At 68.3% G+C, this 14,015-nt stretch carries 12 protein-coding genes; 6 read left to right on the top strand and 6 right to left on the bottom strand.

Going from position 1 to position 14,015, the window contains the following annotated elements:
• Window positions 1–10: 10 nt before the first annotated feature.
• Genes ACTJKY_RS13000 through ACTJKY_RS12990 form a run of 3 tightly spaced genes read right to left on the bottom strand, consistent with a single transcriptional unit; the run spans window position 11 to window position 2,896 of the window.
• The gene (locus ACTJKY_RS13000; RefSeq protein WP_440846566.1) at window positions 11–1,204 is read right to left on the bottom strand and encodes a hypothetical protein; all 1,194 of its coding nucleotides are present in this window, start codon (window positions 1,202–1,204) and stop codon (window positions 11–13) included.
• Window positions 1,205–1,215: 11 nt separating this feature from the next.
• Window positions 1,216–2,412, bottom strand: a complete 1,197-nt coding sequence (locus ACTJKY_RS12995; protein WP_440846565.1) for an exo-beta-N-acetylmuramidase NamZ family protein — start codon at window positions 2,410–2,412, stop codon at window positions 1,216–1,218.
• A gap of 1 nt (window position 2,413) precedes the next feature.
• Complete coding sequence (locus ACTJKY_RS12990; protein ID WP_440846564.1) at window positions 2,414–2,896, bottom strand: DOMON-like domain-containing protein; 483 nt, start codon at window positions 2,894–2,896, stop codon at window positions 2,414–2,416.
• Between the two features lie 179 nt (window positions 2,897–3,075).
• Between ACTJKY_RS12990 and ACTJKY_RS12985 the strand changes: the two genes are divergently transcribed.
• From ACTJKY_RS12985 to ACTJKY_RS12975, 3 genes are all read left to right on the top strand, one after another.
• The gene (locus ACTJKY_RS12985; RefSeq protein WP_440846563.1) at window positions 3,076–3,792 is read left to right on the top strand and encodes an MgtC/SapB family protein; all 717 of its coding nucleotides are present in this window, start codon (window positions 3,076–3,078) and stop codon (window positions 3,790–3,792) included.
• 49 nt (window positions 3,793–3,841) lie between these two features.
• A complete protein-coding gene (gene tyrS / locus ACTJKY_RS12980; protein WP_440846562.1) occupies window positions 3,842–5,071 on the top strand; it encodes a tyrosine--tRNA ligase in 1,230 nt (409 codons plus the stop codon).
• 85 nt (window positions 5,072–5,156) lie between these two features.
• Window positions 5,157–5,477, top strand: a complete 321-nt coding sequence (locus ACTJKY_RS12975; RefSeq protein ID WP_175487959.1) for a PilZ domain-containing protein — start codon at window positions 5,157–5,159, stop codon at window positions 5,475–5,477.
• On the opposite strand, the gene recG is transcribed toward ACTJKY_RS12975, so the two are convergent.
• Both recG and ACTJKY_RS12965 read right to left on the bottom strand, forming a co-directional pair.
• The gene (gene recG, locus ACTJKY_RS12970) at window positions 5,478–7,541 is read right to left on the bottom strand and encodes an ATP-dependent DNA helicase RecG (RefSeq protein WP_440846561.1); all 2,064 of its coding nucleotides are present in this window, start codon (window positions 7,539–7,541) and stop codon (window positions 5,478–5,480) included.
• Between the two features lie 71 nt (window positions 7,542–7,612).
• Complete coding sequence (locus ACTJKY_RS12965) at window positions 7,613–7,855, bottom strand: hypothetical protein (RefSeq protein ID WP_121076676.1); 243 nt, start codon at window positions 7,853–7,855, stop codon at window positions 7,613–7,615.
• A 191-nt stretch (window positions 7,856–8,046) separates the two neighbouring features.
• Between ACTJKY_RS12965 and ACTJKY_RS12960 the strand changes: the two genes are divergently transcribed.
• Window positions 8,047–8,313 carry a succinate dehydrogenase assembly factor 2 gene (locus tag ACTJKY_RS12960; protein ID WP_440846847.1) on the top strand — a complete coding sequence of 89 codons (267 nt, stop codon included), beginning with the start codon at window positions 8,047–8,049 and terminating at the stop codon, window positions 8,311–8,313.
• A 71-nt stretch (window positions 8,314–8,384) separates the two neighbouring features.
• On the top strand, window positions 8,385–11,858 hold the full coding sequence (gene mfd, locus ACTJKY_RS12955) for a transcription-repair coupling factor (RefSeq protein WP_440846560.1): 3,474 nt from the start codon (window positions 8,385–8,387) through the stop codon (window positions 11,856–11,858).
• A 6-nt stretch (window positions 11,859–11,864) separates the two neighbouring features.
• Here the strand turns inward: mfd and ACTJKY_RS12950 are convergent, their stop codons facing one another.
• Window positions 11,865–12,269: a YybH family protein gene (locus tag ACTJKY_RS12950; protein WP_440846559.1), complete on the bottom strand. Its 405-nt coding sequence runs from the start codon at window positions 12,267–12,269 to the stop codon at window positions 11,865–11,867.
• Between the two features lie 267 nt (window positions 12,270–12,536).
• On the opposite strand from ACTJKY_RS12950, the gene ACTJKY_RS12945 reads away from it, so the two are divergent.
• Complete coding sequence (locus ACTJKY_RS12945; RefSeq protein ID WP_440846846.1) at window positions 12,537–14,003, top strand: methyl-accepting chemotaxis protein; 1,467 nt, start codon at window positions 12,537–12,539, stop codon at window positions 14,001–14,003.
• The last annotated feature ends 12 nt before the right edge of the window (window positions 14,004–14,015 follow it).

Here is a 14,015-nt window from a genome sequence, read left to right as displayed (position 1 = left end):
TAATCGGAGGCTAAGACTTGCCGCGCAGGCTTTCGATCGCCGCGGTGAGCGTCGCGAAGGCGTAGACCGACACCGCCGCCAGCCCCAGCGTCGCATGCCCGATCAGCGCGAAGGGGGTGAAGACGAGCATCTGCGCCGCCGCGTTCGCCCACCAGCGCCGGCGCTGCACCGGCACGCGCTCGGCGAGCAGTTGCAACCCCACCCCGCCCGCCGCCAGCAGCAGCGGGGTCGCGTTGCCGATCGCGCGGAACTCGCGCCAGCCGCCCGCTGCCAGCAGCAGCACGAACAGGCCGAGGATCGCGGCTTCGATCTGCCGCGCGCGCGGCTCCTCACCGCGCAGCGCCGCGTGCGAGGCGGCGGTCGCAAACGCGAGCGTCGCGAGCAGCGCAACCAGCGCGCCGCCCCCTTCCCAGCCCGCCAGCACGGTGAGCAGCGATGCGACCGAAACCACGCCACCGAGCGCGAGCGGCGCCCAATCGGGGATGTTGCGCGCCATCATCTGCGGCAGCACGAGCCGGGCGGCGCGGCTGAACACCCAACGATCGGCCCAGAGCGTGCGGCGGTCGCTCAGCGCCACCAGCACCGCGTCGTTGCGCGCCGCGAGCCCCTCGCCGCTCCGCTCCACCGCATGGCCCGCGCGGGCCCAGCCCGGCGCCAGCGGCACCTGCAGCGCGCCCGACTGTGCCGCGACGCGGAGCAGCGCCGACTGGAAGTCGTAATCCTCCGGCATGTTGGCAATGTGTGCCAGATGCCGCGTCTCGATACGGGCGATGCCGGCCCAGCAATGGCGCATGTCGAGCCGCTCGATCGCAGCGGGCGACTCGGTATCGTCGGTCACCAGCAGCGCGGCATGGGGTTCGGCAGCCATCCGCTCCATCACCGGATCGATGGTGACGAGCCCGTCGGCCAGCACGAGCACATCGGCGTCGCGCAGCACCTTCTCCGCCGCTTCCTCGGCCGAGCGGACGATGTCGACCTTCAGCCGCCCGCGCCCCGCCCGCTCGATCGCGCCGAGGAACTGCGGGGTCACCTTGCCGACCGCGACCAGCACCTGTTCGGCGCCGATCCCGGCGAGCAGGCGGATCTGATATTCGAGTAGGGTCATGCCGCCGAACGGCAGGCTGGCGACCAGCGTGCCGGGGCGATCCTGCGCCTCCTCCACCGCGAAGATCAGGCCGCAGAGCGCGCGTTCGGGTGCCACCATCGAGCCCTCCATCAGTAGAGCAGGTGCGGTTGGCGTGCCGCAATCCAGGCCGCTTCGTCGGGCAGGATCAACGCGTCGAGATCGGCGGGCACCGCGGCGGGATCATCGACCCATTCCCGCAGGCCCGGGCCGCCGTTGATCACGTCGATCGCCAGCTTGTCGAACACATATTCGTAAGGGAAATCACGCCAGAGGTCATAGTCCGGGTACAGCGCGCGGATCGCCTTGAACGCCAGCGCCTGCACGCGCCACGGGCGGAAGGCCTGGTGGTCGTAGCGCGGCCCCTCGGCATGGAGGAACACGCCGGCGCAGAGCTGGCCGACATGTTTGTGGAAGGTCGGCTGGAACCACATGTCGCGCAGGGTGCAACCGACGAGCCATTCGGGGGCGAGGCGCTGCATCTCGGCGATCACCGCGCGTGCATCGATGTCGGGCGCGCCGAACAGCTCGAGCGGGCGCGTGGTGCCGCGGCCCTCGGACAGCGTCGTTCCTTCGAGCATTACCGTGCCGGCATATGCGCGCGCCATGTTGACGTTGGCGGCGTTGGGGCTCGGGTTGATCCAGAGGCGCTCGGCCGGCCAGCCATAGCCCAGGCCCGCCTCCGGCTGCCAACCCTGCATCGCGATCACGCGATAGTCCACGTCGAGGCCATAATGCGCGATGAACCAGTGGCCGAGCTCGCCCAGCGTCATGCCGTGGCGCATCGGCATCGGCCCTGCCCCGACGAAGCTCTCCCAGCCCGGCAGCAGCGTCAACCCCTCGACCGGCCGGCCGGCGGGATTGGGGCGATCGAGCACCCACACCGCCTTGCCGTGCTTGGCGGCCGCTTCGAGCACATAGAGCAGCGTCGTCACGAAGGTGTAGATGCGGCAGCCGACATCCTGGAGGTCGACCAGCATCACGTCGAACGTCGCCATCGACGCCTCGGTCGGGCGGCGGACCTCACCGTACAGGCTGAACACCGGCACGCCGTACTGCGGATCGGTGAAGTCCGGCGACTCCATCATATTGTCCTGCAGGTCGCCGCGCACGCCGTGCTGGGGGCCGAACACCGCCGAGATAGCCACGCCGGCGGCCACCAGCGCGTCGAGGCTGTGGGTCAGGTCTGCGGTGACCGAAGCGGGATGGGCAAGCAGCGCCACGCGCTTGCCCTGCAGGGGCGCGCGAAGATCAGGTTCGGCGAGAAGGCGATCGATTCCGAAATGCATGTCAGTCTGCTGGCGGCAGTTGCACCACAAAGCAATCGGGATCGTGGAAATCCGGCGCATCGCCGCCATGACGCAGCGCCCAATAGGATTTGGTGCCGTCCTTCTCCTCGATGACCGCGGTGATACCGAGACGGAGCGCATCGATGCCGATATTGGGCAGGTGGACGGAAATGCACGTCATATCGCCCGCCTCCGTCAGCTGGATCGTCGGTGGCACCGGCATGGCGAGCGGGGCCATGTCCTGGCGGCGCGCGGTGAAGCCATAGGCCGCCCATTGCCCCGAGGGCGCGAAGTTGAACTCGCGATAGGCGCCGCCGGCATCCGCCACGAACAATTCGAGGCAGGTGGTCTTCCACAGCCCACCGGTCCGCGCAGGCGTCGCGGGGCTCGGCAGTAGCAATGCACCCGGCGCGCCTGCGACCGAGTAGAGCAAGTGAAGCGCCGCGGCGTCGCGCTGGAGCCTGCAGTGGACCGTGCGGATCAAGTGCGGCGATGTGGCCGAGTGCGGCAGCAGCGAGCATTCCATAGCCACCCTCTACCGCGGCACGCCGCGCGCGTCAGCAGCCAGCGCGCGCGCCGCCGCGCTCACAGGCAGCGCAACGGGCCGTCAGCACCGCCAGAAAAGCCATGGCGACGCAACAAAAGCTGCGTACAGCCGCAGCCATGAAGTTCCTCCATACCTTCCACCTGGCCGCCTACCTCGACACGCTGCTCAGCTACAGCCTTGCGCTCCTCCTGGGTGCCGCGATCGGCGCGGAGCGGCAGTTCCGCCAGCGCACCGCGGGCCTGCGCACCAACGCGCTGGTGGCGCTCGGCTCGGCGGCGTTCGTCGATCTCGCCCAGCGCATTGCCGGCGATCTCGAGGCGGTGCGGGTGATCTCCTATGTCGTTTCGGGCATCGGCTTTCTCGGCGCGGGCGTGATCATGAAGGAGGGCATGAACGTCCGCGGGCTCAACACCGCGGCGACCTTGTGGTGCTCGGCGGCGGTAGGCGCCTGCGCGGGCAGCGACATGGCGGCGGAGGCGGCGACGCTCGCGATATTCGTGATCGCGGGCAACACGCTGCTGCGGCCGATCGTCAACGCGATCAACCGGGTGCCGCTCGCGGGCGGCCAGGTGGAGGCGCATTATTTCGTCACCCTCACCACCGTCCCTGCCGAGGTCGATCGGCTGCGCGACCTGCTGACCGATCACCTGGAGCTGATGCGCTACCCCGTGGCGGAGATCGAGAAGATCGAGCGCCCGCATGATCGGATCGAGCTGCGCGCCCGCCTCGTCTCCACGGCGGCGCTCGATGCCGAGCTCGACAGCATCATCGCGCACCTGTCGAAGCGCCACGACGTCCAGCACGCCAGCTGGGAACTGCAGACCCAGGACTGAGCGGCCGGGGATGACGCGGGCGCCCGCATTGGCTATGCGCCCTCGCACCATGACCGAATACAGCTCCGATCTGCTCCGCCTGCTCGCCTCGCGCGGGTACATCCACCAGGTGACCGACGCCGAGGGCCTCGACGCGCTCGCCGCCAAGCAGATCGTGCCCGGCTATATCGGCTTCGATCCCACCGCGCCGTCGCTGCACGTCGGCAGCCTGGTGCAGATCATGCTGCTCCGCCGCCTCCAGCAGGCGGGCCACAAGCCGATCGTGCTGATGGGCGGCGGCACCGGCAAGATCGGCGACCCGAGCTTCAAGGACGAAGCCCGCAAGATGCTGACGCTCGACGCGATCGGCAGCAACATCGCCTCGATCAAGACGGTGTTCGAGAATTTCCTCACCTTCGGCGATGGCCCCACCGACGCGGTGATGATGGACAATGCCGAGTGGCTCGACAAGCTCGAGTACATCCCGTTCCTGCGCGACATCGGCCGGCATTTCTCGATCAACCGGATGCTGAGCTTCGATTCGGTCAAGCTGCGGCTCGATCGCGAGCAGTCGCTGAGCTTCCTCGAATTCAACTACATGATCCTCCAGGGCTATGACTTCCTGGAGCTGTCGCGGCGATCCGCCTGCAGGTTGCAGATGGGCGGATCGGACCAGTGGGGCAATATCGTCAACGGCATCGAGCTGTCGCGCCGCGTCGACGGCACCGAGGTGTACGGCGTCACCACCCCGCTGATCACCACGGCGGACGGCGGCAAGATGGGCAAGACCATGTCCGGCGCGGTGTGGCTCAACCCGGACCAGCTGCCGCACTATGATTACTGGCAGTTCTGGCGGAACACCGACGATCGCGACGTCGGCCGCTTCCTGCGGCTGTTCACCGATCTGCCGCTCGACGAGATCGCCCGGCTGGAAGCGCTGGAAGGCGCCGAGATCAACGAGGCGAAGAAGATCCTCGCCAACGAGGCCACCGCGATGTGTCGCGGCCGCGCCGCTGCCGAGGAAGCCGCCGAGACCGCACGCAAGACCTTCGAGGAAGGTGCCGCGGGCGGCGCGCTGCCGACGCTGGCGGTGAGCGGCGGCAGCATCAGCGTGGTCGATGCGCTGGTCGGGCTGGGTTTCTGCGCCTCCAAGGGCGAGGCCCGGCGCCTGATCAAGGGCGGCGGCGCGCGCGTCGAGGGCGAGAAGATCGACGATGAGGCAGCGGCGATCGCGGTCTCGGGCGAGGTCCGCGTCTCGGCCGGCAAGAAGCATCACGGGTTGCTGACGCCGCAGGGCTAACGCCGCGTTTACCAGCCTCGTTCGGCACCTGTTCACTGATCCGGGTTACCGTGTTCACGGTCCTCCAGTGTGTGGAGAGGGGCGTGTGAGCGTGACGGGTGCCAAGCTGGCGAGCGCCGACGATCGTCTGGTGCATCGCGACGAAGTCGAACACCGCACCCGTGCGGTGGGCCCGGACGCGCGTCCCGTCGCCTTCCTGATCGTCAACGTCTCGCCGCAGGGGCTGATGGCGCGCTGCGAGGCGCCGTTCGAGGCCGGCGATCTGCTCCGCATCCAGCTGCCCGTCGTCGGCGAAATCGGCGCGGAGGTCCGCTGGGCATTGGGCGGGCGGGTCGGCTGCCAGTTCCTCCAGCCGATCGCCTCCGCCGACTATGTGCCCCTCGTCGCGGCGCTGCGCACCCGCTGATCAGCCGGCGCGCAGCAACCCGACTGCCGCATCGCGCTCGAACAGGTACAGCGCCACCCGCGCCGCCCTCCCCCGCTCGCCCTTGAGCCCGCCGTCCCGATCGACCAGCAGCCTCGCATCGCCATTGGCTGCAGGCAGCAAGGCCCCCAGCATGTCCGGCTCGGCAAGGCGGAATTGCATGTCGCCCGACTGGCGGGTGCCGAGCAGCTCGCCCGCCCCGCGCAGCCGCAGATCCTCCTCGGCAATGCGGAAGCCGTCATTGCTCTCGCGCATCAGCGCCAGCCGCGCGCGCGCCGTTTCGCTGAGGTGGTTGCCGCGGAGCAGCACGCAGACCGAGCGCCCCCCGCCCCGCCCGACCCGGCCGCGCAGCTGGTGGAGCTGGGCCAGGCCAAAGCGATCGGCATGCTCGATCACGATCAGCGTGGCGTTGGGCACGTCGACGCCGACCTCGATCACCGTGGTCGCGACCAGCACGCCGAGCTCCCCGGCCGAGAAGCGCGCCATCACCGCGTCCTTCTCCGGCCCCTTCATCCGGCCGTGGATCAGCCCGACCTTGTCGCCGAAGTGCGCCTGCAGCTCGGCCGCACGCGCCTCTGCGGCGGCGAGGTCGCTCTTCTCGCTCTCCTCGACCAGCGGGCACACCCAATAGGCCTGCCCGCCGTTCGCCAGATGCCGTCCGAGCCCGCCGACGACTTCGCCCAGCCGCTCCTCGGAGATCACGCTGGTCTCGATCGGCTGGCGCCCCGGCGGCATCTCGTCGAGCCGGCTGACATCCATCTCGCCATATTGGGCGAGCGTCAGCGTGCGCGGGATCGGCGTGGCAGTCATCACCAGCAGGTGCGGCGGACGCTCCGCCTTGGCCTGGAGCATCATCCGCTGGGCGACGCCGAAGCGGTGCTGCTCGTCCACCACCACCAGCCCGAGGTCGCGATAGGTCACGCCTTCCTGGAAGATCGCGTGCGTACCGATCAGGATGTCGATCTCGCCCGCCGCCAGCCCCATCAGCGTCGCTTCGCGCGCCTTGCCCTTGTCGCGGCCGGTGAGGATGGCGACGTTCACGCCGATCGGGCCCAGCGTGCGGCTGAGCGTCTCGTAATGCTGCCGGGCGAGGATTTCGGTCGGCGCCAGCAGCGCGCCCTGCGCGCCCGCTTCGGCGGCGATCAGCAGCGCCATCGTCGCGACCAGCGTCTTGCCCGAGCCGACATCGCCCTGCAGCATCCGCAGCATCGGCTGGGTCTGCGCCATGTCGCCTTCGATCTCGGCGATGGTGCGACTCTGCGCGCCGGTGGGGGCATAGGGCAGCTTCAGCTTGTCGCGCAGCCGCCCGTCGCCGGCGAGCGCACGGCCCCGCTTCGCCCGCGCCTCGCCGCGGACCAGCAGCAGCGCGAGCTGGTTGGCGAACACCTCGTCATAGGCGAGCCGCTCGCGCGCCTTGGCGTCGGCCGGGTCGGCATGGATACGCGCGATCGCCTCGCGCCAGTCAGGCCAGCCCTTCTGCGCCTTGAGGCTGGGCTCGATCCATTCGGGGAGTTCAGGCGCGCGCTCGATCGCCTGCGCGGCCAGCGCAGCGATCCGCTTGGAGGTGATGCCTTCCGAACACGGATAGATCGCCTCGCGCCCGCCGACGCTCTCGACCTGGTCGAGCGGCAGGACATGGTCCGGGTGGACCATCTGCAGGTCCTGGCCATAATGTTCGAGCTTGCCCGAGACCCAGCGCGGCTCGTTCAGCGGCAGCAGCTTCTTGGCCCAGCCCGAGCTGCCGCCGAAATAGACGAGGGAGACGTGGTTGCCGTGCGCATCGACCGCCTGCACCCGCGCCGGCGAGCGTGGCCCGCCGCCGAAGCGATATTGCACGGGCGTGAGCGTGATCGCGATCACCTTGCCCGAATCGGCCATGTCGAGTTCGTCGCGCGGGATTCGATCGACGAATCCGGTCGGCAGGTGGAAGGCGACGTCTACCACCCGCGCCAGCCCCAGCTTTTCCATCGGCTTGGCCAGCGCCGGGCCGATGCCCTTCAGCGCAGTGACTTCGGCGAATAATGGGTTGAGAAGCTCGGGACGCATCGCGCCGCCCTATCGTGCGGCGGCGCGGCTGACAAATGGCGCTGCGCCGGCCGCAGCGCCCTTGCCGTGGTTCAGGCGTTGAGGAAGATCGGGCTGTGGCTGGCGAGCGCGGCTTCGATCGCCTTCACGACTTCCGGCACCGACGAACCGATCACCACTTCATGATCCTTGCCGAACGAAATGACGCCGACATCCTCACCCGCCATGTTGATCGTGGTGACCGTGCGCACCGACGCGATGTTGACGATCATCGGCTCGCCATTAATCGACTTCAGCATCACGAAGCGCAGCTTGTTGGTCAAAGTATCCGTCATCGTACCCTAGCCTTATACCCCAAAGAGGAGTCGACCCTAGCCGCCCTCGGTTAACAAGCCTTCCACATTTCTACCCGTAAGACCACGCTGGCCTTTCGACGGCGGCATCCCTATCTGCCGGGCTCGTGATCAACCCCGTGTCGGCCGCGCCCTGGCGTGCAGCCGTCCGCCTGCCGTTGGGAAAGCCCGTCATGGATCGAGAAACCCGCCTCAAGCGCCTCCGCTTCCGCAGCTGGCACCGCGGCACCAAGGAAGCCGATCTGCTGATCGGCGGCTTCTTCGACCAGCATGGCGAACGGTGGAGCGATGACGAAATCACGCTGTTCGAGGCGCTGCTGGAAGAGCAGGACGTCGACATCATGGCCTGGGCGATGGGAACCGACACCGCCCCGGAGCGCTACCGGGGAACGATCCTCGATGCGCTGAAGACCCTGAATTACGTGCCTATTTCCGAGTGACCCTCCGGATCTCCTAGCCTTTGCGCCCGCACCTCCGCCGCAGGTGAGGAGATCGATCCGAACGAGACCCCATGCCCGACTTGAAGACGATCCTTTCCGCCAAGCATCCTCTGACGCTCGCCGGCGTGCCGAGCGGCTTCCTGCCCTGGATGCTGGCCGATGTTGCCCGCGCCAGCCGGATGGCGGTGTTCGTCGCCGCCGACGAGGCGGGCATGCGCGCGGTGGCGAGCACCGCGACCTTCTTCGCGCCTGAGCTGGAGGTGCTCAGCTACCCCGCCTGGGACTGCCTTCCCTATGACCGCGCCAGCCCGACGCTGCGGGTGATGGCAGAGCGACTGGCAACGCTGCACGCGCTCCAGGGCAAAAGCGAGAAGTCCCGCCTGCTCGTCACCACGGTCAACGCCGCCACCCAGCGCACGCTCACGCCGTTCCGCATCCGCCAGCTGGTTGCGCGACTCGCCCCCGGCGAGCGCATCGGGCTCGATAAGCTCGCCTATCTGCTGCAGGCGAACGGCTATGTCCGGGTCGAGACAGTCAACGATTACGGCGAGTTCGCCGTGCGCGGCGGCCTGGTCGACCTGTTCCCCAGCGGCGCCGAACAGGCGCTGCGGCTCGACTTCTTCGGCGACGAGATCGAGAGCGTCCGCACCTTCGATCCGCAGGACCAGCGCACCACCGGCCGGGTCGACGGCTTCACCCTGCTGCCCGCCAGCGAGGCGCTGCTCGACGAGGAGAGCATCAAGCGCTTCCGCAGCGGCTATCGCGACCGCTTCGGCGCCACCGCGACGGGCGACCCGCTCTACCAGGCGATCAGCGAGGGCCGCCGCCTTGCCGGCATGGAGCATTGGCTGCCCCTGTTCGAGGAACGGCTGGAGACGCTGTTCGACCACCTGCCCGATCACAGCGTGATCGTTCGCGACGGCGGTACACCGGCGGCCGCCGAGCAGCGCTTCGAGGCAATCAAGGACTATCAGGAAAACCGCATCCGGGCGCAGTCGGCCGATCCGGGCAGCTATCGCCCGCTCAAGGCCGGCGACCTCTATCTGCTCGCCAAGGAATGGCAGGCGCAGGTCGATGGGCAGCCGATGCACCTGGCGACGCCGTTCCACGAGCCCGAATCGGCTAGCGTCGTTGAATTCGGCGTCGACGGCCCGCGCGACTTCGCCCCCGAGCGCGCCGCCGCCAGCAACGTCTACGAAGCGGTAGTCGCCCACCTCAAGGCGGTGCGGGCGCAGGGCAAGAAGCCCGTGCTCGCCAGCTATTCGATCGGCGCGCGCGAGCGGCTGAAGGGACTGCTCGAGGATCACGGCCTCACCGGTGCCGTGCCGGTCGATGGCTGGCAGCCCGCGCTCGGTGTCGCCAACCCGAACGGCAGCGGGCTGCAGGTCGCGCTGCTGGTGCTGCCGCTCGACCATGGCTTCACCACCCCCGACGTTGCGGTGCTCACCGAGCAGGACATGCTCGGCGACCGCCTCGTCCGCCGCGCCAAGCGTCGCAAGAATACCGACGCCTTCCTCCAGGAACTGGCGACGCTCTCCCCCGGCGACCTCGTCGTCCATCTCGATCATGGCATCGGCCGCTACGAGGGGCTGACCCAGATCCCGGTGCAGAAGGCGCCACACGATTGCGTCGCGCTGGAATATGCCGGCGGCGACAAGCTCTACGTGCCGGTCGAAAATCTCGAGGTACTGAGCCGCTACGGCTCGGGCGAGGAAGGTGCGACGCTAGATCGCCTCGGCGGCGAGGCCTGGCAGCGTCGCAAGGCGCGGATGAAGGAGCGCATCCGCGAGATCGCGGGCGAGCTGATCGCCACCGCGGCCTTGCGCGCCACCCGCGGTGCCGAGATCGCCGAACCCGATCATGGCGGCTATCCGGCGTTCGTCGACCGTTTCCCGTTCGAGGAAACCGACGACCAAGATCGTGCGATCGGCGACGTGCTGGGCGATCTCGCCGCCGGGCGGCCGATGGACCGGCTGGTCGTCGGCGATGTCGGCTTCGGCAAGACAGAGGTCGCGCTGCGCGCTGCCTTCGTCGCGGCGATGGCCGGCATGCAGGTCGCGGTGGTGTGCCCCACCACCCTGCTCGCCCGCCAGCACTACAACAACTTCAAGACGCGCTTCGAAGGTTTCCCGCTTGAGATCGGCCGCCTCTCGCGCCTCGTGACCGCGGGCGAGACCAAGAAGGTCAAGGACGGGCTCGCCGTCGGCACGATCGACATCGTGATCGGTACCCATGCGGTGTTGGCGAAGAATATCGAGTTCAAGCGGCTCGGCCTCGTCATCGTCGACGAGGAGCAGCGCTTCGGGGTGACGCACAAGGAGCGGCTCAAGGCGCTCAAGACCGACGTCCACGTCCTCACCCTCACGGCCACGCCGATCCCGCGCACGCTGCAGATGGCGATGAGCGGCTTGCGCGAGCTCTCGGTGATCCAGACCCCGCCGGTGGATCGCCTCGCGGTGCGCACCTATGTGATGCCCTGGGATCCGGTGGTGCTGCGCGAGGCGCTGCTGCGCGAACATTATCGCGGCGGGCAGAGCTATTTCGTCACCCCGCGCATCGCCGACCTGCCCGAGATCGAGGAGTTCCTCCGCAACGAGGTGCCCGAGGTCCGCTATGTCGTCGCCCACGGCCAGATGTCCCCCACCGAGGTCGAGGAGCGGATCTCCGCCTTCTACGACCGCAAGTTCGAGGTGCTGGTCTCGACCACCATCGTCGAGAGCGGGCTCGACATTCCGAGCGCCAACACGCTGATCATCAACCGCGCCGACAAGTTCGGCCTCGCCCAGCTCTACCAGCTGCGCGGCCGCGTCGGCCGGGCCAAGACCCGCGCCTATGCCTATATGACCACCCCGCCCCAGCGGCAGATGACCGAGGCGGCGGAAAAGCGTCTCAAGGTGCTGTCCGACCTGGAGAGCCTGGGCGCGGGCTTCCAGCTCGCCAGCCACGATCTCGACATTCGCGGCGCGGGCAATTTGCTCGGCGACGAACAGTCGGGGCACATCAAGGAAGTGGGCTACGAACTCTACCAGTCGATGCTCGAAGAAGCGATCATGGACGCCAAGGCCGGCGGCATCCGCGACGACAGCCGCCCGAAGGACCTGTCGCCGCAGATCACCGTCGACGCGCCGATCATGATCCCGGAGGACTATGTCCCTGATCTCGACCTGCGCATGGGCCTCTATCGCCGCCTCAACGAGATCGAGGATACCGACGGCATCGAGAGCTTCGCCGCCGAGCTGATCGATCGCTTCGGCAAGCTGCCCGAGCCGACCGACAATCTGCTGCGGCTGATCGAGACCAAGCTCAACGCCAAGAAGGCGTGCATCGCCAAGCTCGACCTGGGGCCCAAGGGTGCGCTGGTGTCGTTCCACAACGACCATTTCCCGAACCCGACGGCGCTGATCGCCTATGTCGAGAAATTGGGCGAGACGGCGCGGCTGCGGCCGGACATGAAGCTGGTGATCAACCGCGCCTGGGCGAACCCCGCGGCGCGGCTGCACGGCGCGCTCCAGCTTTCGCGCGGGCTCGCACGCGCCGCGGGCTGAGCCGGCTCAGCTGCTGTGATCGGCGACGATCTTCCACCCGCCGACTTCGTGATGCAGCACGAGGCTGGTGGGGCCGGAAGCGCTGTGCCCGTCCGGATAGCGTAAGGTGTAGCGGCCAATGTACAGCGCATAGTCATGCCCGAGCGGGCGATAGTCGAGCCGCTCGATCGTCAGCGTGCCGCGCTTGGCCGGATCGGCGAAGTCGTACTTGGCCTGGTAGCGCACCTTCATCGCCGCCTTGCCCCGCACCAGCCCGTCGCCCGCCACGAAGCTGGTGCTGGGATCGTCCGAATAGACTCGCAGGAAGCGATCGATATCGCCCGCGTTCCACCCGGACACGCTCTGCGCCATCGCCGTATCGGCCGCGATAGCGCCGGCATCGGCCCCGATCAATAGAAGTGCCAGCAGCATCCCCATCCCCTTTCATCCATCGAACTTGCTATCGCTCGTACGCCAATTTCGTGCCGGGCAACCACTCCCCGGCGCGCGGGCACCGGCGTATCTTCACAAGTGCGTCAAATCCACCCTCGGACTAGGCTGCAAGGCCTCACCCAACGGAATTCTACTTAGCCGCACCACCTGTCCCCCGGGACATACTATTATGCCTAAGATTGGCTTGCCGCATGCCCGGCAGCCACGGTGACAGGTTTCGAAAGGATTCGCCCCGTGCCCGAGCAGATGAAGTCGCGGCTCAGCTTCATGGAGCTGGACGAGGCCCAGCGCAAAACGCTGCGCGCCACCCAGCCCTGGGTGGAAGCGACGATGGGGGACGCACTCGACCGCTTCTACGCGCGCGCCGCCGCCACACCGGAAACCTCGCGCTTCTTCCGCGACCAAGCGCATATGGCCCGCGCCAAGGCCGCGCAGGAGAAGCATTGGGCGCGGATCGCCGCCGGCGAGTTCAACGCGGACTATCACGCCAGCGCCCGCCGCATCGGCGCCACCCATGCCCGCATCGGGCTGGAGCCGCGCTGGTATGTCGGCAGCTATGCGATCGTGCTGCAGCACCTGATCAGCGGCGTGCATCGCCTCAACAGCCCCTTCAAGCGCCTGCTGCGCCTGTTCCGCGGCCCGAGTACCGAAAAGGCGACGATCGCGCTGGTGAAGGCGGCGCTGCTCGACATGGAAGTCTCGATCTCGATCTATTTCGAAGAGGCCCAGCGGGAACGCGACGCCGCCATCACCGCCTTTGAGAACGCGCTGACCGCACTGGCGGAGGGCGACCTCACCAACGAGCTCAGCGGCCTGCCGACCAGCTTCGCTGCGCTCGAGAAGAGCTACAACAAGACGCTGAACCGCATCCGCGAAATGATCGCCTCGGTCGGCGACGGAACGATGCGGATCCGCTCGGGCATCAACGAGATTTCGCAGGCGGCCGAGGATCTGTCGCGCCGCACCCAGGGCAATGCCGCGAGCCTGGAGGAGACCACCGCCGCCGTCTCGCAGATGGATGCACGCTTCCGCTCGACCGCCGAGGCCGCGCGCCACACCGTCGCGCGCGCCGACCAGGCGCTCAGCACCGTCGGCCAGGGCCGGTCGATCGCCGATGAAGCGTCGCAGGCCATGGGTCGCGTTTCCGAAGCCGCCAAGGGCACCGACAGCGTCATCGAGGGCCTCGACAAGATCGCCTTCCAGACGCGCGTGCTCGCGATGAACGCGGCGGTCGAAGCAGGCCGCGCCGGCGAGGCGGGCCGCGGCTTCGCGGTCGTCGCCGATCTCGTCTCCGCGCTGGCGATGCGTGCCGAGGAAGAGGCCGGACGCGCCCGCGAACAGCTCACCATGACCCAGGCCGAAATCGTCACCGCGGTGGACGCGGTGCAGAAGGTCGACGGCGCGCTCGCCAATATCTCGGGCGACGTCGGCCAGGTCCATGACCTGCTCGGCAGCATGGCAGCCGACAACGGCGCCCAGTCGACCGCGATCAGCGAAATTTCCAACGCGGTCGGCGCGATGGACCGCGCAACCCAGCAGAACGCCGCGATGGTGGAGCAGACCTCCGCCGCCGCGCAGAACCTCGCCAACGAGGTGAGCGATCTCGCCAACCTCGCCGCGCAGTTCCGCACCGAAAAGGCCGAATCGCGCTTCGGCGGCTATCGTCCGCTGCCGGCGGCCGCGATCCCTGCGCTTACCCGCCCCGACCTCTGACGGCCGCGCCGG

It is taken from the genome of Sphingomonas sp. 22176 (assembly GCF_052045505.1).
Lineage (GTDB): Bacteria > Pseudomonadota > Alphaproteobacteria > Sphingomonadales > Sphingomonadaceae > Sphingomonas.
The sequence above is the reverse complement of the archived record's forward strand: the minus strand, read 5'-3'. Positions and strand labels throughout refer to the sequence as shown.

What these genes read in the sequence shown, in the direction of transcription:
- ACTJKY_RS13000 (WP_440846566.1), bottom strand. Translation starts at nt 1,204, where the DNA reads ATGGTGGCACCCGAACGCGCGCTCTGCGGCCTGATCTTCGCGGTGGAG.
- ACTJKY_RS12995 (WP_440846565.1), bottom strand. Translation starts at nt 2,412, where the DNA reads ATGCATTTCGGAATCGATCGCCTTCTCGCCGAACCTGATCTTCGCGCG.
- ACTJKY_RS12985 (WP_440846563.1), top strand. Translation starts at nt 3,076, where the DNA reads ATGAAGTTCCTCCATACCTTCCACCTGGCCGCCTACCTCGACACGCTG.
- tyrS (WP_440846562.1), top strand. Translation starts at nt 3,842, where the DNA reads ATGACCGAATACAGCTCCGATCTGCTCCGCCTGCTCGCCTCGCGCGGG.
- recG (WP_440846561.1), bottom strand. Translation starts at nt 7,541, where the DNA reads ATGCGTCCCGAGCTTCTCAACCCATTATTCGCCGAAGTCACTGCGCTG.
- ACTJKY_RS12965 (WP_121076676.1), bottom strand. Translation starts at nt 7,855, where the DNA reads ATGACGGATACTTTGACCAACAAGCTGCGCTTCGTGATGCTGAAGTCG.
- ACTJKY_RS12960 (WP_440846847.1), top strand. Translation starts at nt 8,047, where the DNA reads ATGGATCGAGAAACCCGCCTCAAGCGCCTCCGCTTCCGCAGCTGGCAC.
- mfd (WP_440846560.1), top strand. Translation starts at nt 8,385, where the DNA reads ATGCCCGACTTGAAGACGATCCTTTCCGCCAAGCATCCTCTGACGCTC.
- ACTJKY_RS12950 (WP_440846559.1), bottom strand. Translation starts at nt 12,269, where the DNA reads ATGCTGCTGGCACTTCTATTGATCGGGGCCGATGCCGGCGCTATCGCG.
- ACTJKY_RS12945 (WP_440846846.1), top strand. Translation starts at nt 12,537, where the DNA reads ATGAAGTCGCGGCTCAGCTTCATGGAGCTGGACGAGGCCCAGCGCAAA.